The 23367-nt window shown below is 69.4% G+C and carries 24 protein-coding genes; 12 read left to right on the forward strand and 12 right to left on the reverse strand.

Annotation, left to right across the window (positions count from 1 at the left end):
• Nucleotides 1-2: 2 nt before the first annotated feature.
• The 6 genes from DTQ71_RS23315 to DTQ71_RS01600 all read left to right on the forward strand — a co-directional run bounded on the left by DTQ71_RS23315 (nucleotide 3) and on the right by DTQ71_RS01600 (nucleotide 3428).
• Entirely contained in the window at nucleotides 3-161 is a 159-nt protein-coding gene (locus tag DTQ71_RS23315) for a hypothetical protein (protein ID WP_170125260.1), read from the forward strand.
• Nucleotide 162: 1 nt separating this feature from the next.
• Nucleotides 163-741 (forward strand): DUF3291 domain-containing protein, encoded by a 579-nt coding sequence (locus DTQ71_RS01580; protein WP_109562526.1) that lies wholly within the window; start codon nucleotides 163-165, stop codon nucleotides 739-741.
• Nucleotides 738-1073, forward strand: coding sequence for a 1,2-phenylacetyl-CoA epoxidase subunit PaaB (gene paaB, locus DTQ71_RS01585; protein ID WP_109562527.1), 336 nt, complete (start codon nucleotides 738-740; stop codon nucleotides 1071-1073). Before DTQ71_RS01580 ends, paaB begins: the two co-directional genes overlap by 4 nt.
• A gap of 65 nt (nucleotides 1074-1138) precedes the next feature.
• Entirely contained in the window at nucleotides 1139-1861 is a 723-nt protein-coding gene (paaC, locus tag DTQ71_RS01590) for a 1,2-phenylacetyl-CoA epoxidase subunit PaaC (RefSeq protein WP_109562528.1), read from the forward strand.
• The gene (gene paaD / locus DTQ71_RS01595) at nucleotides 1855-2379 is read left to right on the forward strand and encodes a 1,2-phenylacetyl-CoA epoxidase subunit PaaD (protein ID WP_109562529.1); all 525 of its coding nucleotides are present in this window, start codon (nucleotides 1855-1857) and stop codon (nucleotides 2377-2379) included. The genes paaC and paaD overlap by 7 nt, the downstream gene beginning before the upstream one ends.
• Complete coding sequence (locus DTQ71_RS01600; RefSeq protein WP_170125261.1) at nucleotides 2379-3428, forward strand: 2Fe-2S iron-sulfur cluster-binding protein; 1050 nt, start codon at nucleotides 2379-2381, stop codon at nucleotides 3426-3428. Before paaD ends, DTQ71_RS01600 begins: the two co-directional genes overlap by 1 nt.
• Nucleotides 3429-3446: 18 nt before the next feature.
• Here DTQ71_RS01600 and DTQ71_RS01605 read toward each other — a convergent pair whose 3' ends face one another.
• The 3 genes from DTQ71_RS01605 to paaI are packed head-to-tail and all read right to left on the reverse strand — an operon-like array spanning nucleotide 3447 to nucleotide 5791.
• The gene (locus tag DTQ71_RS01605; RefSeq protein ID WP_109562530.1) at nucleotides 3447-4058 is read right to left on the reverse strand and encodes a TetR/AcrR family transcriptional regulator; all 612 of its coding nucleotides are present in this window, start codon (nucleotides 4056-4058) and stop codon (nucleotides 3447-3449) included.
• Nucleotides 4059-5366, reverse strand: coding sequence for a phenylacetate--CoA ligase PaaK (gene paaK, locus DTQ71_RS01610; protein WP_109562531.1), 1308 nt, complete (start codon nucleotides 5364-5366; stop codon nucleotides 4059-4061). It lies immediately after the preceding gene.
• On the reverse strand, nucleotides 5363-5791 hold the full coding sequence (gene paaI / locus DTQ71_RS01615) for a hydroxyphenylacetyl-CoA thioesterase PaaI (protein ID WP_109562532.1): 429 nt from the start codon (nucleotides 5789-5791) through the stop codon (nucleotides 5363-5365). The genes paaK and paaI overlap by 4 nt, the downstream gene beginning before the upstream one ends.
• 72 nt (nucleotides 5792-5863) lie before the next feature.
• On the opposite strand from paaI, the gene paaZ reads away from it, so the two are divergent.
• Genes paaZ through DTQ71_RS01630 form a run of 3 tightly spaced genes read left to right on the forward strand, consistent with a single transcriptional unit; the run spans nucleotide 5864 to nucleotide 8876 of the window.
• Nucleotides 5864-7885: a phenylacetic acid degradation bifunctional protein PaaZ gene (gene paaZ, locus DTQ71_RS01620; protein WP_109562533.1), complete on the forward strand. Its 2022-nt coding sequence runs from the start codon at nucleotides 5864-5866 to the stop codon at nucleotides 7883-7885.
• Between the two features lie 44 nt (nucleotides 7886-7929).
• Complete coding sequence (locus DTQ71_RS01625; RefSeq protein ID WP_109562534.1) at nucleotides 7930-8652, forward strand: PaaX family transcriptional regulator C-terminal domain-containing protein; 723 nt, start codon at nucleotides 7930-7932, stop codon at nucleotides 8650-8652.
• Complete coding sequence (locus DTQ71_RS01630; protein WP_109562535.1) at nucleotides 8649-8876, forward strand: DUF2798 domain-containing protein; 228 nt, start codon at nucleotides 8649-8651, stop codon at nucleotides 8874-8876. Before DTQ71_RS01625 ends, DTQ71_RS01630 begins: the two co-directional genes overlap by 4 nt.
• Before the next feature lie 233 nt (nucleotides 8877-9109).
• Here the strand turns inward: DTQ71_RS01630 and DTQ71_RS01635 are convergent, their stop codons facing one another.
• From DTQ71_RS01635 to trhA, 4 genes are all read right to left on the reverse strand, one after another.
• Nucleotides 9110-9652: a pseudouridine synthase gene (locus DTQ71_RS01635; RefSeq protein WP_109562536.1), complete on the reverse strand. Its 543-nt coding sequence runs from the start codon at nucleotides 9650-9652 to the stop codon at nucleotides 9110-9112.
• Between the two features lie 52 nt (nucleotides 9653-9704).
• Nucleotides 9705-12494 carry a DNA polymerase I gene (gene polA / locus DTQ71_RS01640; protein WP_109562537.1) on the reverse strand — a complete coding sequence of 930 codons (2790 nt, stop codon included), beginning with the start codon at nucleotides 12492-12494 and terminating at the stop codon, nucleotides 9705-9707.
• A gap of 148 nt (nucleotides 12495-12642) precedes the next feature.
• Entirely contained in the window at nucleotides 12643-13233 is a 591-nt protein-coding gene (locus DTQ71_RS01645; protein WP_109562538.1) for a VPLPA-CTERM sorting domain-containing protein, read from the reverse strand.
• Between the two features lie 151 nt (nucleotides 13234-13384).
• Nucleotides 13385-14062, reverse strand: a complete 678-nt coding sequence (trhA, locus tag DTQ71_RS01650; RefSeq protein WP_109562539.1) for a PAQR family membrane homeostasis protein TrhA — start codon at nucleotides 14060-14062, stop codon at nucleotides 13385-13387.
• A 190-nt stretch (nucleotides 14063-14252) separates the two neighbouring features.
• Here trhA and DTQ71_RS01655 point away from each other — a divergent pair, with 190 nt between their 5' ends.
• Entirely contained in the window at nucleotides 14253-16355 is a 2103-nt protein-coding gene (locus DTQ71_RS01655) for a hybrid sensor histidine kinase/response regulator (RefSeq protein WP_109562540.1), read from the forward strand.
• A gap of 98 nt (nucleotides 16356-16453) precedes the next feature.
• Here DTQ71_RS01655 and DTQ71_RS01660 read toward each other — a convergent pair whose 3' ends face one another.
• On the reverse strand, nucleotides 16454-17479 hold the full coding sequence (locus tag DTQ71_RS01660) for an ornithine cyclodeaminase (protein WP_109563108.1): 1026 nt from the start codon (nucleotides 17477-17479) through the stop codon (nucleotides 16454-16456).
• Nucleotides 17480-17511: 32 nt separating this feature from the next.
• The gene (rocF, locus tag DTQ71_RS01665; protein WP_109562541.1) at nucleotides 17512-18423 is read right to left on the reverse strand and encodes an arginase; all 912 of its coding nucleotides are present in this window, start codon (nucleotides 18421-18423) and stop codon (nucleotides 17512-17514) included.
• A 116-nt stretch (nucleotides 18424-18539) separates the two neighbouring features.
• On the opposite strand from rocF, the gene DTQ71_RS01670 reads away from it, so the two are divergent.
• On the forward strand, nucleotides 18540-18962 hold the full coding sequence (locus tag DTQ71_RS01670; protein WP_109562542.1) for an Lrp/AsnC family transcriptional regulator: 423 nt from the start codon (nucleotides 18540-18542) through the stop codon (nucleotides 18960-18962).
• Nucleotides 18963-19082: 120 nt separating this feature from the next.
• Here DTQ71_RS01670 and DTQ71_RS01675 read toward each other — a convergent pair whose 3' ends face one another.
• Nucleotides 19083-19301: a DUF6356 family protein gene (locus tag DTQ71_RS01675; RefSeq protein WP_109562543.1), complete on the reverse strand. Its 219-nt coding sequence runs from the start codon at nucleotides 19299-19301 to the stop codon at nucleotides 19083-19085.
• Nucleotides 19302-19405: 104 nt separating this feature from the next.
• Between DTQ71_RS01675 and DTQ71_RS01680 the strand changes: the two genes are divergently transcribed.
• Complete coding sequence (locus DTQ71_RS01680) at nucleotides 19406-19867, forward strand: Lrp/AsnC family transcriptional regulator (protein ID WP_109562544.1); 462 nt, start codon at nucleotides 19406-19408, stop codon at nucleotides 19865-19867.
• A 150-nt stretch (nucleotides 19868-20017) separates the two neighbouring features.
• On the opposite strand, the gene DTQ71_RS01685 is transcribed toward DTQ71_RS01680, so the two are convergent.
• Both DTQ71_RS01685 and DTQ71_RS01690 read right to left on the reverse strand, forming a co-directional pair.
• Nucleotides 20018-21187 carry a hydantoinase/carbamoylase family amidase gene (locus DTQ71_RS01685; protein WP_109562545.1) on the reverse strand — a complete coding sequence of 390 codons (1170 nt, stop codon included), beginning with the start codon at nucleotides 21185-21187 and terminating at the stop codon, nucleotides 20018-20020.
• Between the two features lie 4 nt (nucleotides 21188-21191).
• Complete coding sequence (locus DTQ71_RS01690) at nucleotides 21192-23312, reverse strand: hypothetical protein (protein WP_109562546.1); 2121 nt, start codon at nucleotides 23310-23312, stop codon at nucleotides 21192-21194.
• Between the last annotated feature and the right edge of the window lie 55 nt (nucleotides 23313-23367).

The following is a 23367-nucleotide window of genomic DNA, read 5'->3' on the forward strand; positions in this document are numbered from 1 at the left end:
GGATGCCCTTGTGCGCGGAAGTTCCAGGGGGCAGGGACATCCGCCTGATCGTCGTGACCGAGATCGAGCGGATGTCGGGCAACCTGGGCGATGTGCCGGACGGGGGCGATCTGGTCGCCCTGATCTCCGAGCCGCCCCCTCCCGGCTGGAAGGAGTGCTGACATGCGTTCTCCGAGCCCTTCCATCTCCGCTAGAGCCCAGGGTGAGGCGCATCGGTCGGCGCGCCCCGCCTTCCTGCTCCCGCAAGGCCGCAGTCAAGACAGGCCCGGCTCGACCCTCGCGGAGCCGGCTGTCGGCGATACCCGCCCCCCGCTCGACGACGCGCGGATGGCGGGGTTCATGGAAACTCCCGACCGGACCAATGCCCTGGCCGAGCGAAACCCCGGCTTCGTTTGGCGCATGCGGCCGGAGGGCGGGAGCGCCGCCGAGATCGCGCTGCCGGGCGATGCGGAGGTGATTCCCAACCTGTCGGTCCGGACCGGTATCGGCTCCCCCGCCGCCTCTGTCTTCAATGCCCTCCCTGCCCGTTCCTCCGAGATGCGCGCGGCTTGCTTCGACCCCATGGCGCCGCCGCCTCTCCTACTGTGGTCTCTCCCCGAGAGGCATGTCCCGACGCGTGAGGACGCGATGGACCGTCTTTCGCAGCCGCGCGCCCCCGGCGCGACTGATCACGCCTTCGGTCGGGACGCGGTCGAGACGAGCGCCTGCCGGATCTGCACCTTCGAGGAGGTTGCCCCATGAGCGATCACGCCAGCCAGCCCGGCCCCGAAGCACCCGAAGGCCGGACGGCCCGCCGCGAATGGCCCCTCTGGGAGGTCTTCATCCGCGGCCAGCACGGGATGAGCCACCGCCATGTCGGCTCGCTCCACGCACCGGACGCGGAGCGGGCGATGCGCGCGGCCCGCGACGTCTATACCCGCCGCCATGAGGGGGTCTCGATCTGGGTGGTGCCCTCGGTGCAGATCACCGCGTCGGCCCCCTCCGAAAAGGGGCCGATGTTCGACCCGGCGGATAGCAAAACCTACCGGCACCCGACCTTCTTCGACATTCCCGACGATGTGGGGGCGATGTGAGCGCGACCGACCCCCGTCCCCCCGCGTCGCAGCCTGCGGCAGAGCTCTTCGAGTTCCTCTGCCGCATGGGCGACAATACGCTCGTCCTGGGCCATCGCCTGTCGGAATGGTGCGGCACCGCGCCCGCGCTGGAGGAGGATATCGCGACGGCCAACACCGCGCTGGACCTGATCGGACAGACGCAGATGTGGCTGGGCCTCGCGGCCGAGACCGAGGGCGCGGGTCGCAGTGCGGACGATCTGGCGATGACGCGCGATGCCTGGGATTTCCGCAACCTCCTGCTGGTCGAGCAGCCCAACGGGGATTTCGGCCGCACGCTGATGCGCAGCTTTCTGTTCGACGCCTGGCACCGGCTGATGCTGGAGCGGCTCACCTTGTCCGGAGATCCGCGCGTCGCCGCCATCGCGGCCAAGGCGGTGAAGGAAGTCGCCTATCATGCCGACCGCTCCGCCGAGCTGGTGGTGGCGCTGGGCGACGGCACCGAGGAAAGTCACGGGCGGATGCAGGCCGCGCTGGACCGGCTCTGGCCCTATGCGGGCGAGATGCTGGCCGATGACGCCATCGACCGCGCCATGGCGGAGGCCGGGATCGCGCCGCTCCCCTCCGCGCTGGCGGATCCCTGGGAGGAGAGCGTGCGGACCACGCTGACCCGGGCCACGCTGACCGTGCCGGAGGGCGCGTTCGCCCATCGCGGCGGCAAGGATGGGGCGCGGCATTCGGAACATCTGGGCCATATGCTGACGACGATGCAGTGGCTTCAGCGCGCCTATCCGGGGGCCAGATGGTAGCCCGGCCCGCCCCCGCCCCCGTCCCCGGTGCGCTGGCCGACCGGCCCGTGCGCCGTGACGGCCCGCCGCCCGCCACGGAGGGGGACGTCTGGGCCTTGCTGTCGCAGATCCCGGACCCCGAGATCCCGGTGATCTCGATCACCGATCTGGGGATCGTGCGGGAGGTCGCGCTGGACGGCCGCGCCGTGCGCGTCGCCATCACCCCGACCTATTCCGGCTGCCCCGCCACCTTCGTCATCGCCATCGCCGTCGAGGCCGCGCTGCTCGACGCTGGGCTGACACCCACCGTCACCTCCCGCATTGACCCGCCCTGGACGACCGACTGGCTGACCGAGGCCGCGCGCGAGAAGCTGCGCCGCTACGGCATCGCCCCGCCCGCCACCCGCGGCCCCGAGGCCTGCCCCCATTGCGGCGCCACGACGGTCACGCAAGTCAGCCGCCATGGCTCCACCCCGTGCAAGGCACAATGGCGGTGCGACGCCTGCGCCGAGCCCTTCGACTATTTCAAGTGCCACTGATGCCGTTCCAGCCTCTCACCGTCGCCGCTGTCGAGCGCCTGACCCGCGACGCGGTGGCCGTCATCTTCGAGGACGCGCCCGGTTTCGACTTCGTGCAGGGCCAGTATCTGACCCTGCGCCGCGACTTCGACGGGACCGAGATCCGCCGCAGCTATTCGATCTGCGCCGCCCCGGGGGAGCCTCTGCGCGTCGGCATCAAGAGGGTCGAGGGCGGGGCGTTCAGCACTTGGGCGCAGAATCTCGCCCCCGGCGACACGGTCGAGGCGATGCCGCCCATGGGCCGCTTCCATAGCGCAATCGCCCCCGATGCGGAGCGCCATTACCTGCTGGTGGCGGCCGGGTCCGGGATCACCCCGATCCTGTCCATCGCCCGCACCGTGCTGGAGCGGGAGCCGCGCTCTCGCGTGACGCTGCTCTATGCCAATCGGGCGGTGAACACGATCATGTTCCAGACCGAGCTCGACGATCTGAAGTCCCGCTTCCTGGCCCGGCTGGCCATCGTTCACATCCTCAAGCAGGACGCGCAGGACATCCCGCTTTTCACCGGGCGGATCGACGCGGCGAAGTTGGATGCCCTCTTCGACAGCTGGGTGCAGGTCGACACGGTGGACGAGGCGTTCATCTGCGGGCCGGAGGGGCTGATGGAGACCGTGCGGGAGCGGCTCGGCGCCCATGGGCTGCCCAAGGACCGCATCCATGTGGAACTCTTCGCCGCGGCCCAGCCGGGCCGTTTGCCCCAGCGACCGCGGGACGCCGCGGAGGCCAAGCCCACCGTCGCCACGATCCGCATCGACGGCGCGGCCCATGAGATCACCATGGAGCGCGACCAATCCCTGCTCGACGCCGCCCTGGAGAACGCCATCGATGCCCCCTATGCCTGCCGGGCGGGGGTCTGCTCCACCTGCATGTGCCGTGTGGTCGAGGGCGAGGTCGAGATGGTGCAGAACCACGCGCTGGAGGATTACGAGGTCGAGCGGGGCTATGTCCTGGGCTGCCAGTCCTACCCGGTGAGCGCGCGGGTCGTGATCGAATACGATACCGGCCACTGACGATGCGCTCGTCTGTCGCTATGCGCCCTCGTCGCCGCACGATGTCCCGAGCGCGCCGACGCCGCCCAGCGCGAGGTCGGTCACCGTGCGGGCGTAAGCGTGGCGCGCGGCCGCATCCGCGCCGGGCGACCACATGTAGAACCAGTTGAGCATCCCGAACACGCTCATCACCGCTTCGCGCAGCCGCTGTCCCTCCAGCGCTGGCGCTGCGCGGCGCAGCACATCGGCCATGCGTGCGACCATGTCCCGCTGGTAGCCCTTCAGCACCCCGGCCTGGGCGGGCGGCAGCACCGCCATCCCTTCGGTCTGGATCCGGTGTTCGTCGTCCATCCCCTCATAGGCCAGCAGGGCCTCGGTCGTCAGCGCCAGCAACGCGCCGCGCGGGTCTGCCGGAAGGGGCAGATCGCAGAGCCGGTCGCGCAGAGAGGACAGATACCCGTCCAGGATCGCAAAGAGCAGCGCGTCCTTGCTGTCGTGGTAGTGGTAGAGGTTCGCCTTCGACACCCCGCATTCCCGTGCCACTCCCGACATGGAGGCGCGGGCGATCCCCTCGCGCGCGAAGACGCGGGCGGCGCCTTTCAGGATCGCGGCGCGCTTGGCGTCGTGGTCATGGGCGCGGGGGCGGGCCATTCAGGCGCCCGGCCCGGTCCCGCGATTGTCGACGACGCGGCGGGCCTTGCCCTGGCTGCGCTCCACCCCGCCCACTTCGGCCAGGACGATCTCGCAGGTGATCCCGATCCGCTCCTTGATCTCCAGCGCGAGCGCGTCGCCACAGGCCGCGCCATCGGCGCCCGGCAGCGCCTCCACATGGACGCGCATCGCGTCCATATGGCCGGACCGAACCAGTTCGATCTGAAAATACGGGGCGAGGCCCGTCACGCCCAGCACCCGCTCCTCGATCTGGGTGGGGAAGACGTTGACGCCGCGCAGGATGATCATGTCGTCGGACCGCCCCGTCACCTTGGCCATCCGGCGATGCGTCCGCGCGGTCCCCGGCATCAGCGTCGTCAGGTCCCGCGTGCGGTAGCGGATCACCGGCATCCCGCGCTTGGTCAGGGTGGTAAAGACCAGCTCTCCCTCCTGCCCGTCGGGCAGCACGTCGCCGGTCTCGGGATCGATGATCTCGGGCAGGAAGTGATCCTCCCAGACATGCAGCCCGCCCTTCGCATCGACGCATTCCTGCGCGACGCCGGGGCCCATCACCTCACTGAGGCCGTAGATGTCGACGGCATGCATGTCGAAGGCCGTCTCGATCTCGGCGCGCATGGCCGGGGTCCAGGGCTCGGCGCCGAAGATGCCGACCTCCAGCGGGCAGGCGCGCGGGTCGCGCCCCTGGCGGTGATATTCCTCCAGGATGTTCAGCATGTAGCTGGGCGTCACGCAAATCGCCTTGGGGCGGAAATCCTCGATCAGCTGGACCTGCCGCGCGGTCATGCCGCCGGAGACGGGGACGACCGTGGCGCCCAGTTTCTCGATCCCCGCATGGGCGCCCAGCCCGCCGGTGAAGAGGCCATAGCCATAGGCGTTGTGCACCATGTCGCCCGGGCGCACGCCCGCCGCCCGGAGGCAGCGCGCGACCAGATCGCCCCAGATCTCCAGGTCTTCGGCAGTGTAACCGACGACCGTGGGTTTGCCCGTCGTGCCGGAGGAGGCATGGATGCGCGCGATCTTTTCGCGCGGCACGGCGAACATGCCGAACGGGTAGGCCTGGCGCAGATCGTCCTTCACGGTGAAGGGAAATCTGGCCAGGTCGGCCAGGGTCTCCAGCATATCGGGCGTGACCCCCGCCGCATCGAACTTCGCGCGATAGGTGGGCACGTTCGCGTAGGCATGGCGCAGCGTCTCGCGCAGGCGGTCCAGTTGCAGCGCCTCCAGCCGGTCCCGGGGCATCGTCTCCGCCGGGTCGAGGGTCGCGGGGTCCGGGGTCAGGTCCTTCATGTCTCCTCCTCGAAGAGCTGTCCGCGCACCTGGCGCGACATGCCGCGGAACTCCGCGACGGTGCCCGCCGGGCCGGTGACGCACACGTCGTAGATGCCGTTCCGGCCCTGTTGGTGGACCTCGCGCGCCTCGGCGGTCAGAAGGTCGCCCGCGCGGGCGGGCGCGGTGAAGCTGACCTGCGCGTGCTGCGCCACCGTGGCCGCGTTGCGGGAGTTGCAGGCGAAGGCGAACGCGCTGTCGGCCAGAGCGAAGATCACCCCGCCATGGCAGGTGCCGTGGCCGTTGCAGTGATGGGCCGCGACCCGGAGCGTCAGCACGGCGCGCCCCTCGGTGACGGCGCCCAACTCCATCCCCAGCCATTTCGACGCTTCATCCGTCGCCCACATGGCGGCGGCGGCGCGCGCGGCGCGTTCATCCGGTGTCATCGGAATCCTCCCGGACCGGACGCTTGCATAAACCGACCGGGCGGTCAATTAATCAGCGAGGGAGGATCGCCGATGACCCTGATGCAGGTGCATAGCTTCGCCGAAGGCCGCTGGGTGCCGCCGGGCGCCGAGGCCCGCGAGATCGAGAGCGCCGTCACCGGAGACATCATCGCCCGGGCCGGGGGAGCGGCGCTGGACGCGCAGGGGATGCTGGACCACGCGCGCCGGGTCGGCGGCCCGGCTCTGAGGGCGCTGACCTTCCACGACCGGGCGCGGATGCTGAAGGCGCTTGCCCTGCACCTGACCGAGCATAAGCAGGCGCTCTACGACATCAGCTATGCCACCGGAGCCACCACACGCGACCATGCCTTCGACATCGATGGCGGCATCGGGACGACCTTCGTCTACGCCTCCAAGGGCCGCCGCGAGATGCCGGACGCGCGGGTCTATCTCGACGGCGCGCCCGAACAGCTGAGCCGGACCGGAACCTTCCTGGGCCAACATGTCTGCGTGCCGCTGCAGGGGGTCGCTGTCCATATCAACGCTTTCAACTTCCCCGTCTGGGGCATGCTGGAAAAGCTGGCGCCGACCCTTCTGGCCGGGGTCCCGGCCATCGTGAAGCCCGCCACGGCCACCAGCTATGTCACCGAACTGGCGGTGCGGCTGATCCTCGACTCGGGCATCCTTCCCCCGGGCGCGCTGCAATTCGTGGCGGGCGGCTTGGGCGATATGCTCGACCGGCTGGGGCCTCAGGACGCGGTGGGGTTCACCGGCTCGGCGGCGACGGCGCTGACGCTCCGGTCCAACCCCAACCTGCTGGCGAACGCGGTCCGCTTCGTGGCCGAGCAGGACAGTCTGAACGCCTCGATTCTGGGACCGGACGCCGCGCCGGGCACGCCTGAATTCGACCTGTTCGTAAAAGAGGCCGTCCGCGAGATCACCACCAAGGCCGGCCAGAAATGCACCGCGACCCGGCGGCTGATCGTGCCCGGGGCACTGGCCCAGGCGACCATCGAGGCGCTGTCCGGGCAGCTGGCGAAGACAAGGGTCGGAGAACCGCAGGATGAGCGCACGCGGATGGGGGCGCTGGTCAGCCGGGAACAGAGGCAGGACGTGCGCGCCAAGATCGCCACGCTCGAAACCGAGGCGGAGCGCGTCCACGGCGACCCGGACGCCTTCGCGGACCGGCCGGGTGCCTTCCTCCCCCCGATCCTGCTGCATTGCGCCGACCCGGACGCCGCGCGGCGCCTGCACGACACCGAAGCCTTCGGCCCCGTCTCGACCGTCCTGCCCTATCGCGACCTCGACCACGCCGTCGCGCTGGCCAATCGCGGCGAGGGCAGCCTCGTCGCCTCGATCATCACCCACGACCCGGAGGTCGCGATGCAGGCGGTCGCGGGCATGGCCGCCTGGCACGGGCGGCTTTACTTCAACGACCGCGAGTCGATGAGCGAAAGCACCGGCCACGGCGCGCCGATGCCGCATATGGTCCATGGCGGGCCGGGCCGCGCCGGGGGCGGGGAGGAGCTGGGCGGCGTGCGGGGCGTGCTGCACTACATGCAGCGCACGGCGGTGCAGGGCAGCCCGACGATGCTCCAGGCCATCGGCGGGCGTCACGTTGCCGGGGCGGCCACGAGGCCCGGCCCGGTCCACCCGTTCCGCCGGACCTTCGACGACCTCGCCATCGGTGACACGCTCACGACCGAGGAGCGGGTTATCCGCTCCGAGGACATCGCCCATTTCGCGGAGTTCACCGGCGACACGTTCTACGCCCACATGGACGACGCGGCGGCCGCGCGGAACCCGTTCTTCCCCGGCCGGGTCGCTCATGGCTACCTGATCCTGAGCTTCGCGGCCGGTCTCTTCGTCGCGCCCGAGGAGGGCCCGGTTCTGGCCAATACCGGGCTGGACGATCTGCGCTTCCTCAAGCCCGCGCCGCCGGGCACGGCCATCCGCGTGCATCTGACCGTCAAGGGCAAGACCCCCCGCACGTCCGACTACGGAGAGATCCGTTGGGCGGTGCGCGTGGTCGATGGGGCGGGCGAGGCCGTCGCCGAATACGACCTGCTCACCATGGTCGCGCGCGGGGGGTAGCGAGGGTCGTTCCGCTTCCCGCCGGCCCGCGCTAGAGCGAAGGCATGACCGCGCCGCATCCCCATGTCCTGATCCTGACCGATGGCACGCCGCCGCGGACTTGGTCGGTGATCGTGACGATCTTCGGCGACCTTGCCCGGGCCGAAGGCCAGGAGATCGACAGCGCGACGCTCGCCCGGCTCTGTGAGGCGATGGGGCTCAGGCCCGAGGCTTTGCGCACGGCGCTGCACCGGCTCCACAAGGAAGGCTGGCTGGAGCGGCGACGGGCCGGGCGGCATTCCGTCTACCGGCTCAGCGCGCAGGGTCGCGCGGAGTCTGAGGCCGCGCAGCCCCGCATCTACGGACCCCAGCCCGTCACGCGCGCCTATGTCGTCCTGGGACCGGACGCAGAGGGCCACGCCGTGGCCCCCGGGATCCGCGTGGCCGCTTCGCCGGTCGAGGGGCCCGAGACGCTCACCTATCCGCTGGACCGGGCGCCCGATTGGCTGCGGTCCGCGCTGCTGCCGCCCGAGACGGTGGCGCTGATCGGGGCCACCCGGGCGCGGTTCGACCGGCTGGCCCAGGCGCTGGAGGCGGACCTGCCCCAGGACGCGCTGACACGCGCCGTGCTCCGCGTGCTCTGCGTCCATGCCTGGCGGCGCATCGCCCTGCGCCTGCCCGACCTGCCCGACCTGATCCTGCCCGCCGGGGCCGATCTGGCCCGCACGCGCGCCCGTTTTGCCGATCTGCGGGAGGCCTTGCCCGCTCCGTCCCTGGAGGCCTTATGATCCCCGCGCGCTTTGCGCCGATCCTGTTCGGCCTGATCCTCTCGGGCCTGATGTCGCTCCTGGTGTCGGGGATCGCCATGATCCGCGCCGTGGGGCTGACCGAGGGCGCGCAGATCCTCTGGAGCGGCAATTGGCCGTCGAGCTGGCTCGTGGCTTTTCCCGCAGTGCTGTTGGTTGCGCCCCTGACCCGCCGCGTGGTGGCACGGCTGGTGCGGTCGGAGTAGCGCCGGACCGGCCAGGGGGCAGCCCTCGGCCATCCTGATCCTTGCGCGCGGCCCGCGCGTGACCGCGCGGGCCAGCCAGCCAGGACGGGTCGGCGGACCACGGCCAAGACCTGGGACAGATCGTCAGGCACGCATCGGGCCGAGAAACACCCGCGGTCCGTTTGCCTGTGCCACCGCGATGGCGGCCTCCCCCGGGTGTCGCATTCGGTCGTTCTCGGCGCGGGGGCGCCATCCTAGCCTGCCGGGGAGACCTCGCGCCATTCCCCGGGGGCGAGCCCGTTCAGGGACCAGGGGCCGATGGCCACGCGGATCAGGCGCAGGGTCGGCAGCCCGACATGGGCGGTCATGCGCCGGAGCTGACGGTTGCGCCCCTCGGTGATCGTAAGCTTGAGCCAAGCATCCGGCACGGTCTTGCGCACCCGCACCGGCGGGTCGCGGGGCCAGAGCCAGGCGGGGGCGGGCACCTCCTCCACCCTGGCGGGTCTCGTCGGCCCGTCCTTGAGCGTCACACCCCGGCGCAAGGCATCGAGGGCCTCGGCGGTGGGCGTGCCTTCCACCTGGGCGAGATAGGTCTTGGGCATCTTGGCCTTGGGGCTTGCGATGCGCGCCTGGAGCTTGCCGTCATCGGTCAGCAGCAGCAGCCCCTCGCTGTCCCGGTCCAGCCGTCCGGCGGCATAGACGCCGGGCATATCGATATGGTGCTTGAGGCCGGGCCAGCGCCCCTCGTCGGTGAACTGGCTGAGCACGTTCATCGGCTTGTTGAACGCGATGAGCATCGGCGTCAGCCGGGCGGTCCGACGCGGACGCGGCGGCGGGCCCGGGCGTGCATCAATGCGCCTCGGCCCAGTTCGCGCCGCGCCCGTCATCCACCGTCAGCGGCACCGAGAGGTCGACCACGGGCATGTTCGCGCCCTCCATCACCTCGCGGGCGCGCACGACCAGAGCGTCCACATCGTCCTCGGCCACCTCGAAGATCAGTTCGTCATGGACCTGGAGCAGCATCTTTGCGTCCAGGTCCGCGATGGCATCGTCCATGCGGATCATCGCGCGGCGGATGACGTCCGCCGCCGTGCCCTGGATCGGGGCGTTGATCGCCGCCCGCCGGGCAAAGCCCGCGCCGGGGCCCTTGGCGTTGATCTCGGGCGTGTGGATGCGGCGGCCGAACAGGGTTTCGACGCGGCCATGCTCCTTCGCGAAGGCCACGGTGTCGTCCATATAGGCGCGGATGCCGGGGAAGCGCTCGAAATAGGTGTCGATGAAGGCCTGCGCCTCCTCGCGGGGGATGCGCAGGTTGCGGGCGAGGCCGAAGCCCGAGATGCCGTAGATCACGCCGAAATTGATCGCCTTGGCCTGACGGCGCACCTCGGGCGTCATCTGGTCCAGCGGCACGCCGAACATCTGGGACGCGGTGATCGCATGGATGTCCTGGCCGTCCTTGAACGCCTGCTTCAGCGCGTCGATCCCGGCGATATGGGCCAGGATGCGCAGCTCGATCTGGGAGTAGTCGAGCGAGACGATCACCCGCCCCTCCGGCGCGACGAAGGCCTCGCGGATGCGACGGCCCTCCTCGGTGCGCACCGGGATGTTCTGGAGGTTGGGGTCGGTCGAGGCGAGGCGCCCCGTATTCGCCCCGGCGATGGAATAGGAGGTGTGCACCCGGCCCGTGTCCGGGTTGATATGCTCCTGGAGCGCGTCGGTATAAGTCGATTTCAGCTTGCTGATCTGGCGCCAGTCCAGGACCAGCCGAGGTAGCGTGTGCTCGGTCGCGAGATCCTCCAGCGCGTCGGCGCTGGTCGACCACTTGCCGGCCTTGGTCTTCTTGCCGCCGGGCAGGCCCATCTCGCCGAACAGGATCTCGCCCAGCTGGGAGGGCGAGCCGACATTGAACGGCTGACCGGCTGCTGCGTGGATCTCCTCCTCCAGCGCGGCCATCTTCTGCGCGAAGGCGCCGGACATGCGGCTGAGCACCCCGCGGTCGACCTGGATGCCGTGCCGCTCCATCCGGGCGAGGACGGGGACCATCGGGCGCTCCAGCGTCTCGTAGACCCGTGTGACCTTGTTGAGGTGCAGCCGCGGCTTGAACAGGCGGTGGAGGCGCAGCGTCACATCCGCGTCCTCGGCGGCATAGGGCGCGGCCTTGTCGATGGCGACCCGGTCGAAGGTGATCTGCGACTTGCCGGAGCCGATCAGCTCCTTGATGGGGATCGGTTGGTGGTTGAGGTAGCGGTCGGACAGCTGGTCCATCCCGTGCCCGTGCAGGCCGGCATTCTGCGCGTAGCTCAAGAGCATCGTGTCGTCGATCGGGGCGACGTCGATCCCTTCGGACGCGAAGATCTTCACGTCGTATTTCATGTTCTGCCCGATCTTGAGGACGGCAGGATCCTCCAGCAGGGGCTTGAGCAGCGCCAGCGCCTCGGCCTTGTCGACCTGCCCCTCGGCCAGTGCGTCCGCGTCGAACAGGTCGCCGCCGCCCGCGCGGTGGGCGAGCGGGATGTAGCAGGCGACACCCGGTTCCGTGGCGAAGCTGATGCCGACGAGATCGGCGCGCATCTCGTCGAGGGAGGTCGTCTCGGTGTCGACGGCCACCTGCCCGGCTGCGTTGATGCGGTCGATCCAGGCTCTCAGCGCGTCGAGGTCGCGCACGATCTCATAGCCGGCCGGGTCGATCGGCGGATCCTTGGGCGTGTCGGGCGCGGCGGGGGCCGCGGCCTCGGGCATCGGCGGCGGTTCCCGGTCGAGACGCTCCGCGATCTTCCGGGTGAGGGTGCGAAACTCCATCTCCGTCAGGAAGGTCAGCAGCCGGTCGGGGTCGGCGTCCCGGATCTCCAGGTCGTCCAGGGTGAAGTCGAGCGGGGTCTCGCAGTCGAGCTGCACGAGACGCTTCGACAGCTCGATCTGGGTGCGATGCTCGATCAGCGTCTGGCGGCGTTTGGGCTGCTTGATTTCTTCCGCGCGGTCGAGCAGCTCCTCCAGTGAGCCGTATTCGTTGATGAGTTGGGCGGCGGTCTTGATGCCGATCCCCGGCGCGCCCGGCACGTTGTCGACCGAATCTCCCGCCAGCGCCTGCACATCGACGACACGCTCGGGGGGCACGCCGAATTTCTCGCGCACGCCATCGGCGTCGATGCGGACGTTCTTCATCGGGTCGAGCATCTCGACCCCGTCGCCGACCAGCTGCATCAGATCCTTGTCGGAGCTCAGGATCGTCACGCGCCCGCCCGCGTCGCGCGCCTGGCAGGCGAGGGTGGCGATGATGTCGTCGGCCTCCCAGCCCTCGATCTCCTCGCAGGCGATGTTGAAGGCGCGGGTGGCGTCGCGGGTCAGCGGGATCTGGGGGCGCAGATCCTCGGGCATCTCCGAGCGGTTGGCCTTGTACTGGTCATAGAGATCGTTGCGGAAGGTGTGGCTGCCCTTGTCGAAGATCACCGCGACATGGGTGGCCGCGTTCGCCCCCGAATTGTCCCGCACATAGCGGTCGAGCATGTTGCAAAAGCCCGAGACCGCGCCGATCGGCAGGCCGTCCGACTTGCGGGTCAACGGCGGCAGCGCGTGGAAGGCGCGAAAGATGAAGGCCGAGCCGTCGATCAGATGCAGATGATGGCCCTTGCCGAACGCCATTGCCCGCTCCCTCTTTTCGTTGACCGGGCACAGCTAGCCTTCTGCGGACCAACGGTCCAGAGCGGCGTCTTCATAAACCCGCCTGGCCCGACCGACCGCGAATTACGCGGGGACGGTCGCGCCGGGGGCGTGTGCCGGGGGGCGCGTGTCAGGCGGCGGATTTGCGTCGTGCGCCGGTAAGCCCGAGACCGGCGAGAGCGGTCATGAGCAGCACGACGCCGGCCGGCAGCGGCACGACGGCGGTCGAGAAATTCAGGTTGATGGCGTTGGCACCCGCCGTGATCGTCACGTCGGTCGGCGTGATGCCGAGGCTGGCGAAGCTGCTGCCCGGCGCCTCCAGCGTGAAGGCCAGCGGCGTGCCGGTCGTGTAGTTCTCGGGCACCAACAGAACCGGGTCGCGACTGTTGAAGGCGATGCCGAAAGGATCGCCCGTTCCCGGCGCAAGGAGCGTGGAGACGCTCGTCCCAAAGCTGGTCGTCGCCGCGAACTCATATGCGTCGATGGAAGCGACCGCCCCCATGCCGAAGCCGCCGGCCGCTGGGTTGACGAAGTGCAGCCCGCTGTTGCTCGTCGTGAACAGTAAACTCAGCCCGCTGCCCAGCGTTATGTCGCCGGAGCCGGACATGGACACGCCGCCCGCGCTCTCGACGAAGTCGATATCGACGGTCCCGGCATTCGCCGCGACCACACCGGAGGCAACGAGGGCAATCCCGAGACATAAACTTTTGATTCTGGACATGACCGGGGACCTCAAGGCTTATTCAACAAAAACCGTATCTGACCTTACGTCGAATTCCTAGCCGCCCGCTCTGGATTTGTCCCCCTATACGACATCCACGCTGCGAGAGCGGAATTCCACTGCGCCGGCTTCACGACTGAGGGACGAAGCCTCAGACCAGACTCGTCGCCGCCAGATGCCAGAAGATCGCCACGCAGAACGCGACGGAGGCAAGCACGACGAAGCCGTGCCAGATCGCGTTGTGGAAGCGCAGCTTGTCCAGCAGCAGAAACGGTGTGCCCAGCGAATAAAGCAGTCCCCCCGCCAGCATCAGCCCGAAGACCGGCCAGGTCGTGGTCGCGATCACGTCGCCGCCCCCGACCAGCACCGCCCAGCCCATCGCCAGCGCGATGCATACGCTCAGCCCGCTGGTGCGGCGGCGGCGCAGGAAGACGGTTGCCGTGGCCAGGGCCGCCCCGCTCCACATCGAGGCCAGAAATACGGCGCCCGTGTCCGACAGCAGGGCGAAGGGCGTCACGGTCCCCGCGATCTTGAGATAGATCGCCGACATGTCGATCCGGCGCAGCAGGTCCGACCAGTCGGGGTGGGGGACGTGATTATAGGCCAGCGACGCCGACAGCATCGCGATGAGCGTCGCGCCATAGACGGACACGCCGACGATGTCCGTCACATCGTCGCGCCAGACCGCCGTCAGGGTGATCAGCACCGGCACGGCGGCCACCGCCAGGGCGAGCCCCGCGAGATGGATCATCGCATCGCTGACACGCTCCGCCCGGTCGTAGATCCGCGGCGGCGCGGCAGGCAGAGAAGAGGCAGGAACTGAGGGCATGGTCACAATAACATAGGATCGCAGCGCATCCGTCCAACGTTTGGTGCCGATCCGATCGCGACACTGTGTTGACGTGGCGTCCTTACCCGCACTGTAGGCAGATGATGTTGACGAAGCCTTAAGGTCTCTCGGCTAGCTGATTCGGCACGGGCGGCGTGCCCCGCCCCTTCGACAGGATGGAGCGCCGAAGGTGATCGAACAGCTGATGACGATGATCGAGAGCGCGTCGGTCATGTTGCTTCCGGTGCTGCTCTTGTCCGAGATCCGCCGCCATTTCGATGGCCAGCCGGTGCTGCGGGATGTCTGCCTCGGCTTCGTCTTCGCCGTGATCGGCACGATCGTCATCAGCAACTCGGTGGAGCTTTTGCCGGGCATCCGCACCGATCCGCGCGCGGCCGTCATCGTGCTCGCGTTCCTCTTCGGGGGGCCTATCGGAGGCCTTCTGACGGTTTCGACCCTGATCGCCATGCGGGTGTCGCAGGGCGGTGCCGGGGTCGTGCCCGGCCTCTCCTTCATGGTCGGTGTCTCAGTCGCGGCCCTGGCCTATACGCTGTGGCGGCGCCGGGGCGACCGGGGGCCGCCCAGCCTGCGCACGGTCGTCATGGGCGCGGGGATCGCGGGGCTGGTCCCGCCGGCGATTCTCGTCTTCCTGACCGCGCTGCCCTTGCCGATATTCCTGACATCGACCGCCCTCTCGACGCCGACCAATGTCCTGGCCGTCATCCTGGTCGGCGCGCTTCTGATCCGCGACAGGGAGCGGGAGACGGCGATCCGCCGACAGCTGGACAAGCAGGCGCAAATCAACGCCATTGCCGAGAACGCGCCGGCGGTGATCTTCCAGGCGCGCGCCGACACGGAGGGGGCGCCGCGGCTGACCTATGTCTCCGCCGCGGCCGGGCGTATCCTGGGCCTCGCGCCGAGCGGGCTCCTGCAGGCCCAGCCGCCTTTCGCCGTCCTGCTCTGCGCCGAGGATGCGGCGCGGCTGGCGGGCCAGTTCGACCCGACCGCCCAGACCGGAGAGAGCTGGTCACTGGAGCTGTCCTATCGGCATCCGACCGGACCGCGATGGATGCGCATCGCCGCCGGGTTGCGGCGGAATGAGCTGGGCTGCCCGATCTGGGACGGCACGGTCACGGACATCACCGAGCAGCGCCTCGCCGAGGAGACCAAGGATAATTTCATCTCCGTCATCAGCCATGAATTGCGCACGCCGCTTACCTCCATCCGGGGCGCGCTGGGCCTCTTGCTGGCCAGTCCGGCGGACGCGTTACCGCCCGCAAAGGCAAGAATGCTCCGCATCGCTAGCCAGAATGCCGAACGTCTGGTGCGTCTCGTCAACGAAATCCTCGACACGCAAAAGATCCGCGCGGGCGGGATGACATACGACATTGCGGCTCAGCCGCTGCGTCCGATCATCCTGTCGGCGATCGCCGCCATCCGGGACTACGCGCCCGAGAAGAACCTGGATATCCCTTTCGAGAACGACGCCGGCGAGGCGCAGGCCGAGATCGACGCGCATCGCCTGTCGCTGGTCCTGCAAAACCTGCTCTCCAACGCGATCAAGTTCGCGCCGCCGGACAGCGACATCGTCGTGCGCAGCGAGGTCCTGGGGGAGAGCCTTCACGTCTCCGTCTCGGATCGCGGGCCCGGTATTCCGGAAGAGTTTCAGGACTATGTCTTCGACCGCTTCCGGCAGGCCCAGGCCGCGCATGATCGCGGGGCGGGGGGAACCGGCTTGGGGCTCAGCATCGCCAAGTCCTTCGTGACGGCGATGGGCGGGCGCATCTGGTTCCAGACGGATCCGGCGACAGGCACTACCTTCACCATCGCGTTTCCTTTGGCCGCCGGGGAGCGCGCCCTTGCGACCCCGGGGGCGGAAGAGGTCGCGACTTCGGGCGGGGACGCGCCGCCTGGGTCGCGGGATCTGCCGCTGCTGCTCTATGTCGAGGACGACGATTCCCTCCAGCAAGTCGTGCGGGAGCGGGCCGAGGGGCGCGCGCGGGTCGTCTCGGCCACGACGCTCGCCCAGGCGCGGACCATTCACGCCCGTTCGCCCGCCGATATCATCCTGCTCGATCTGGATCTGCCCGACGGGACGGGGGCCGGCCTGATCGATGAGCTGGCCGACAGCGTGCCGGTCGTCGTCTTCACCGCCTATGAACTCGATCCGGCGGTCGCGCGACGGGTGGCCGGCGTCCTGGTGAAATCGCGCGTCCCGGAGGAGGAGGTCATCGAAGAAGTTCTGAACCTTCTGGCCGAGATCGGCCCTGCTCCGGACCGAAGCGCCGCGTGACCGTCCCCAGCCCTCGCCGGATCGGACCCGGGGTGGTCAAACCGGCTCCGGGCGTGCCGGGACCGGGCGTGCCGGGACCGAGAGGCGGGCGCCCGAGCTTATCCGGCATCGGCGCGGGCGACCATGCCGAACAGGTCGCGCGGGTCGTTCGGGTCGGCGAGCATGTCGAGCCATTGGTAATGCCCGGTCCGCTGCATCGCTTCGTGGATGTGGCAGAGCGCGCTGAAATCCTCGGTCGCGAAGCCCACCGAATCGAACAGCGTGATCTGGCCCGCATCCCGCCGCCCCGGCACCTCGCCTGCGATCACGCGCCAAAGCTCGGTCACCGGGTGGTCGGGGTCGAGCTGCTGGATCTCGCCCTCAACACGGGTCTGGGGCGGGTATTCCACGAAGATGTCGGAGCGGAGCAGGATGTCGCGATGCAGCTCCGTCTTGCCCGGGCAGTCTCCGCCGATCGCGTTCAGATGCACGCCCGCCCCCACCATGTTGTCGGTCAGGATCGTCGCCTGGCGCTTGTCGGCGGTGCAGGTGGTAACGATCTGCGCGCCCTCGATCGCCTCCTCGGCCGAGCCGCAGGGCACCACGCGCAGGCCCGTGCCGCGCAGGTTCCGCTCCGCCTTGGCGGTGGCGGCGGGGTCGATGTCCCACAGCCGCACCTCCTCGATGTCGAGGCAATGGTGAAAGCCCAGCGCCTGGAACTCGCATTGCGCGCCGTTGCCGATCATGGCCATGACCCGCGCGCCCTTGGGCGCGAGATGCCGCGCGGCCACCACCGACATTGCCGCCGTCCGCAGCGCCGTCAGCACCGTCATCTCGCAGAGCATCACGGGATAGCCCGTGTCGACCCGCGCCAGCACGCCGAACGCCGTCACCGTCTGAAAGCCGCGGGCCATGTTCGCCGGATGCCCGTTCACGTATTTGAAGCCGTAATGCTCCCCGTCGGAGGTCGGCATCAGCTCGATGACGCCCTCGGCGGAGTGGGACGGCACGCGCGCGACCTTGTCGAATTGCTCCCAGCGGAGGAAGTCTGCCTCGATGCGGTCGGCGATGGCGGCGATGGTCTGCGCCACGCCCGCGTCGTTCACGATCCGCATCATGTCGGCGACCGAGACGAAGGGCACCATCGCCAGCTTGGAGGGGAGGGGGGCGAGATAGGTCACAGGCGGCTCCGGGTTGGGCGGTCGAGCACGGTCTTGCCGAAGAGCGAGGACACGAGGTCCACCAGCAGCGTGGCCGTGCGGCCGCGATCGTCGAGAAAGGGGTTCAGCTCGGCCAGGTCGAGCGAGGTCACGAGGCCGGACTCGGCCAAAAGCTCCATCGCCAGATGCGCCTCGCGGAAGGTGGCGCCGCCGGGCACGGTGGTGCCGACGGCGGGGGCGATGGCGGGGTCCAGGAAGTCCACGTCGAAGCTGACATGCAGCGCGCCATCCGCGTCGCGCACCCGGTCGAGGAAGGCGCGCAACGGCGCGGCGATGCCGTGCTCGTCGATATGGCGCATGTCGGCCGTGTCGATCCCCGCTTCGGCCAGAGCCTGCTTTTCATAGCCATCGACGGAGCGCAGGCCGATCATGCAGACGTTCTTCGGGTCGACCGTGGCCGCGGGGGCGGGGAAATGCGGCGTGAAATCGGCCCGGCCCGTGACATAGCTGATCGGCGTGCCGTGGAGGTTCCCGCTCTCGGAGCTGTCGAGCGTGTGGATGTCGCTATGGGCGTCGAGCCAGAGGACAAAGAGCGGACGGTCCGTGCGCGCGGCCATGGCGGGCACGGTGCCCGCGGCCATCAGGTGATCGCCCCCCAGAAAGATCGGGAAGCGGTCGGGCGCGATCTCCGCGCGCTGAATGGTGTCGACCCAGCCCGCCGCTTCGGACAGGTCATGGATGGCCGGGTTCCGGTGGATGGCGTCGCGCGGGCGCGCCGCCAGATTGCCCAGGTCGCGCACGTCATGGCCGAGCGCGGTCAGCGCGCGGTCCAGCCCGGCCGTGCGCAGTGCATCCGGTCCCATGACGCAGCCCCGGCGCCCCGCGCCGCATTGCACGGGCACGCCGATGAGATCGATCTGTCGGTGCATTGAACGCTCCTGATTCTGTCACCGGGAGCGTCTCGCATTGGACTGGCGGGAGTCATTGGGATAAGTGATCGAAACGGGCAATAGGTTGCCCAAATTGATCGAGGGAGTAGTCCAAAATGGACGATCTCGATGAGCGGCTCCTGGCCGCGCTGGTGGCGGATGGGCGGGCGTCGGTTTCGGCGCTGGCGGCGGAATTGGGGGTCACGCGGGCCACGGTGCGGACGCGAATGGCGCGGCTGGTCGAGGAAGGCGAGATCCAGGGGTTTCGCGCGGTGCTGCGCGGCGATCTGGGGGAGCGGCCGGTGCGCGGCGTCGTCCTGATCGAGGTCGAGGGGACCGGCGCGCGGCGCATCACCCACACGCTGTTGACGATGCGCGACGTGGTTGCCGTGCACTCCACCCATGGCCGGTGGGACCTGGTGGCGGAGCTGGGTGCGGACACGCTGGAGGCGCTGGACGCGACCTTGGACCGCATCCGGCGGATCGACGGTGTCAGCCGGTCCGAGACCAGCCTCTACCTGTCGACCCGGCGCGGCTAAATCGTTTCGCCGTTAACTTGCGTTAGCAGCTTAAGGCGAAACGCGTGCACCGCTCGACCGGAGCACCGCGCTTCGCGAAAGGCCGTGATTCAGGTCTTTCGCGAGGCGCTTTAGCCGGTCTCAGTGCCGGTTGTGGATGCGAGCGTGGAGCGCGCGGACCTTGCGGCTGGCGGTCGTCTCGAAGAGCGGCGGGATGAAGGCGTGGACCAGCGCGGCGCCGCCGGCGAGGAACAGGGCGCCGGCAAAGCCCAAGGCGAAGCGCATATGTCCGAAATAGGTCTCGTCCACGGAGGCGGGGTGATCGCGGAAGGCGGCGAGGAAGGCGTGGGCACGGTCCATGAGTCTCTCCCGATGTAATTTAGGGAAGATTATGCTGTCTTCCTGGTGTATATATCCCAAAATGCCCTCGCTTTCGGGTCAATGGTGAGACTATTGTCTCATCTATGACGCTAGAGCTGGATGAAATGGACCGCCGCATTCTGCGGGCGCTCCAGTCGGACGCGGCACAGGGCCTGGAGGCGCTGTCGGAGCGGGTGCATCTGTCGCGCAACGCGCTGTGGCGCCGGGTGAAGCGGCTGGAGGAGGCCGGCGTGATCCGTGGCCGGGTCGCGGTGCTGGATCCGGCGGCGCTAGGGCTCGGCCTGTCGGTCTTCGTGATGATCCGCGCGGGCAGCCATGAGCCGGGCTGGCTGGAGCGATTTCAGGCCGCGGTGACCAGCCTGCCCGAGATCCAGGGCGCGCATCGCATGACCGGAGAGTTGGATTACGTGCTCCGCGTCCGGGTCCGCGACGTGGCCGATTATGACCGGTTCTACAAGGCGCTGATCGCGCGCGTGCCGGTGGCCGACGTCTCGGCGAGCTTTGTGATGGAGGACATCGTGGACCGGACCACGCTGCCGATCTGAGGGAAGCGGGCGCGCCGGGGCATCGAACCCCGGCGCGCCCGGGCCTGCGGCCGGTGCCTTGGCTCCGAGGATGGCGCCAGGTGGCGCGGGTGGAGGGGGGCTCTGCCCCCCGCTTCGCCCCCCCGGAGTATTTTTCGCCAGAAGAAGGGGTCAGGTGGTGAGGAGGTCGGCCGCCGCCATGGCGAGGATCCGGGTGGCGGCGATCAGGTCTGGCTCGGCCGTGTCTTCGGCGAAATCGTGGCTGATTCCGCCGATGCTGGGGGCGAAGAGCATGGCGGCGGGCATCAGCCGGGCGACGTTGGTGGCGTCGTGGAGGGCGCCCGAGGGCATCTCGCGCCAGCGGCCGGGAAGCTGGGCCTCGGCGGCGCGGGCGAGGGCGGCGCGCAGGCGCGGGTCCATCGCCGTGGGCGGTAGGGCAGAGGTTTCGGAGATCTCCAGCGCGAGGCCGGTGGCTGCGGCGGCTTCGGCCAGGGCGGTGCGGATCGCGGTCTCCATCCGGTCGAGGCGGTCGGCCTCGCCGTCGCGCCATTGCACGGTGAAGCGGGCCCGGCCGGGCACGGCGGAGGGCGCGTTCGGGTGCAGGGCGACATGGCCGATGGTCCAGACGCTCTCGGGGCGGGCGACGTTGCGCAGGGCGTCCGCGATGGCGGCATGAGCGGCGGCGAGGCCGGTCATCGCGTCGCGGCGCATGGGCATCGGCGTGGTGCCCGCGTGGTTCTGTGCGCCGGTCAGCGTGACGGTGATCTGGCGGAGGCCGACGATGGCGGTGACGACACCCGCCGCCTCGCCGGCCTGATCCAGGACCGGACCCTGCTCGATATGCAGTTCGAGATAGGCGGAGAAATCGGACGGGTCGGGGAAGGGGCCGGTGGACGGCAGGGCGCGGCGTGCCTCGGCGAAGGACAGGCCGTCCAGGTCGGTCAGCGCGTCGGCGGCCTCGAGCGTGAGCGCGCCGGACCAGATCTCGGAGCCGGTGGTGGCGCCGAAGCGGCCTTCTTCGTCCTGGAAGCTGACAACGGAGACTTCGGGGTTCGACCGGGCCACCTCCAGCCCGGCGATCACGCCCAAGGCGCCGTCGAGCCAGCCCCCCTCCGGTTGGGTATCGGTATGGGAGCCGATCAGCAGGGGACCGCGCAGGCCCCAGACATTGCCCGCCGGGTCGATGCGGGCGGTGAGCCCGGCCTCGGCGAAGCGCTCGGCGAGCCAGAGCCGGGCGCGAACGTCCTCCGCGTCGAAGGCGCGGCGGACGACGCCCCGGCCGCGCGTCCCGATGGCGCGGAGCGCGTGCAGGTCGGCGAGGAAGCGGGAGGGATCGATCATAGGGTCAGAGGAGCACCAGGTCGTCCGCAAGGTCAACCAGCCGGGCCGGCGGTGCGAGGAGCGTCAGCGAACTGTCGTCGGAGACTTGGAAGGTGATCGCGCCGTCCTCCGCGCGCGTCGCCCCCCGGGCGATCCGCCCGAGATGGAGCTCGGACAGCCCCAGGGCCGACATGTCCAGGCGGACGATCTCGCCGTCGGTCCAGTCGGCCAGGCTGTCATGGCCCCCGACGAAGACGAACATATCCACGCCCTCGCCTCCGATCAGGCGGTCATTGCCCTGGCCCCCCGCGAGCGTGTCCGGCCCGGCCCCGCCGGACAGGATGTCGTCCCCGGCCCCGCCGAGCAGCGTGTCACGCCCATCGCCGCCGATCAGCGTGTCCTCCGCCGCCCCGCCATCGAGCCAGTCGCGCCCGCCGCCGCCGCGCAGGTCGTCAGAGCCGGCCCCGCCTGTCAGCGCATCGCCGCCGGTCCCGCCTTCGAGCGTATCGTCCCCGGCTTCACCGTGGAGCACGTCGCTGCCCGCGCCGCCTTTCAGGCGGTCGGCATCTTCGCCGCCTTCCAACGTATCGTCGCCCGCCTCTCCGAGCAGCGCGTCGATGCCGGCCTTGCCGCGGAGGAGATCGTTGCCCAGGTCGCCCCGCACCGTGTCGTCGCCCGGCCCGCCGACGAGGATGTCTGGATAGTGCCGCCCCAGGATCAGGTCGTCTCCGGCGTCCCCGATCAAGACCTCACCTTGCTCCACGTCCGCCCAATCGTCGTCATTGCCTTCGTCGGATTCGGAGGCGGTGAGCAGACCCGCGTCGAGCGTGTCATCGTCCGCGCCGCCACGTATACTATCGACGCCCGGCCCCCCGTTCAGGTTGTCGTTCCCGTCGCCGCCCTGGAGCGTGTCGAAATTGCTCCCGCCCAGGAGGGTGTCATCGCCCGCCCCGCCATCCAGATCGTCGCGCCCGTCATCGCCCAGCAGAAGGTCGCGCCCGTCCTCCCCTCGAAAGACCGCGCCCCAATCATATCCCGAGATCGTGTCGTTCCCCGCGCCGCCGAATACGGTGGCGCCGCCGTTCGCGCCGAAGATCCTGTCGTTGCCGTCGTCGCCCCACAGGTGGTCCCAACCGCCGGAGCCATCCAACGTGTCGTTGCCAGGGCCTCCGAACAGCGTGTCCCACCCGTCGCTCCCCACGAGCCGGTCATCGCCCTCGTCGCCCTGCAGCCGGTCCCACCCGGCGACGCCGTAGAGCGTGTCGTTGCCCGGGCCGCCGGACAGGGTGTCGTTCGTCACGCTTCCTACGAGCCCATCATTCCCGCCGCGTCCCCCGGCTTTGCCGCCGAAGCCCCGCGTTAGAATGACGTCGTCGCCCGCCCCCCCCGCGATCCCGAGGGTCTCGGTCCTCCGGTCATAGGCAAAGGTCCAGTCTTCGGTGTCCTGCGGCGGGCCGTAGATGTGGCGCAGCGCCTCGACGTCCAGGTGTTGCGGCCGGGTCGGCAGGCTCGGGGCGAAGTTGTTGTAGGTCATCACCGTGTGGTCGAGCCCGTCGAGCCAGTTCGTGAGAACCTTCACCCCTTCATGCGGGTGGGACAGGCCCAGGGCATGGCCGAGTTCGTGCAGCAGGGTGAGATAGGCGGAAGAGCCCTCGACCCATTGGCCCTGCTCGGCCATGACAAGGTTGGCCGAGCCGAAATCCTCCCGTGTGGCATAGGGATAGCCGGAATAGCCGGAAAAGCCGAAATCCAGCGTGCCGACGTCGAAGGCCTCGATCATCGCGGGCCCGTCGATCTCGACCAGGGTGATGCCCGCGACGGCGCCGAACGCATCGGCCGCCTTGTGGAACGCCTCGCGCTCGGAGCGGGTGAAGGGGCGCGGCTCCCTTGCGCCGAAGTGGAGCTCCGAGGGCGGCGGCAGGTCGTCGCCGTCCGGGAAGCGATAGGTGACCACGACGGGCGTGCCGAGGGGATATTCCGCGTTCCAGCGCTTCGCGTCGAAGTCCTGATAGGCGAGGATCGCGGTGTAGTCCGTGACGATCTCGACATCGCCGAAGGTATAGGGCGCTACGTCCTGCCCCTCGAGCGTGCCGTGGGCCACGACAGGCGACGTGGCGCGGTCGTGATGATCGTGTTGGTCACGCATCGGCGGCCTCCGAGACTGAAGACCCGTTTAATTTCCATTGCCCACGCCGAAATGA

Source organism: Jannaschia seohaensis, assembly GCF_900116765.1.
Taxonomy (GTDB): Bacteria; Pseudomonadota; Alphaproteobacteria; order Rhodobacterales; family Rhodobacteraceae; genus Jannaschia; species Jannaschia seohaensis.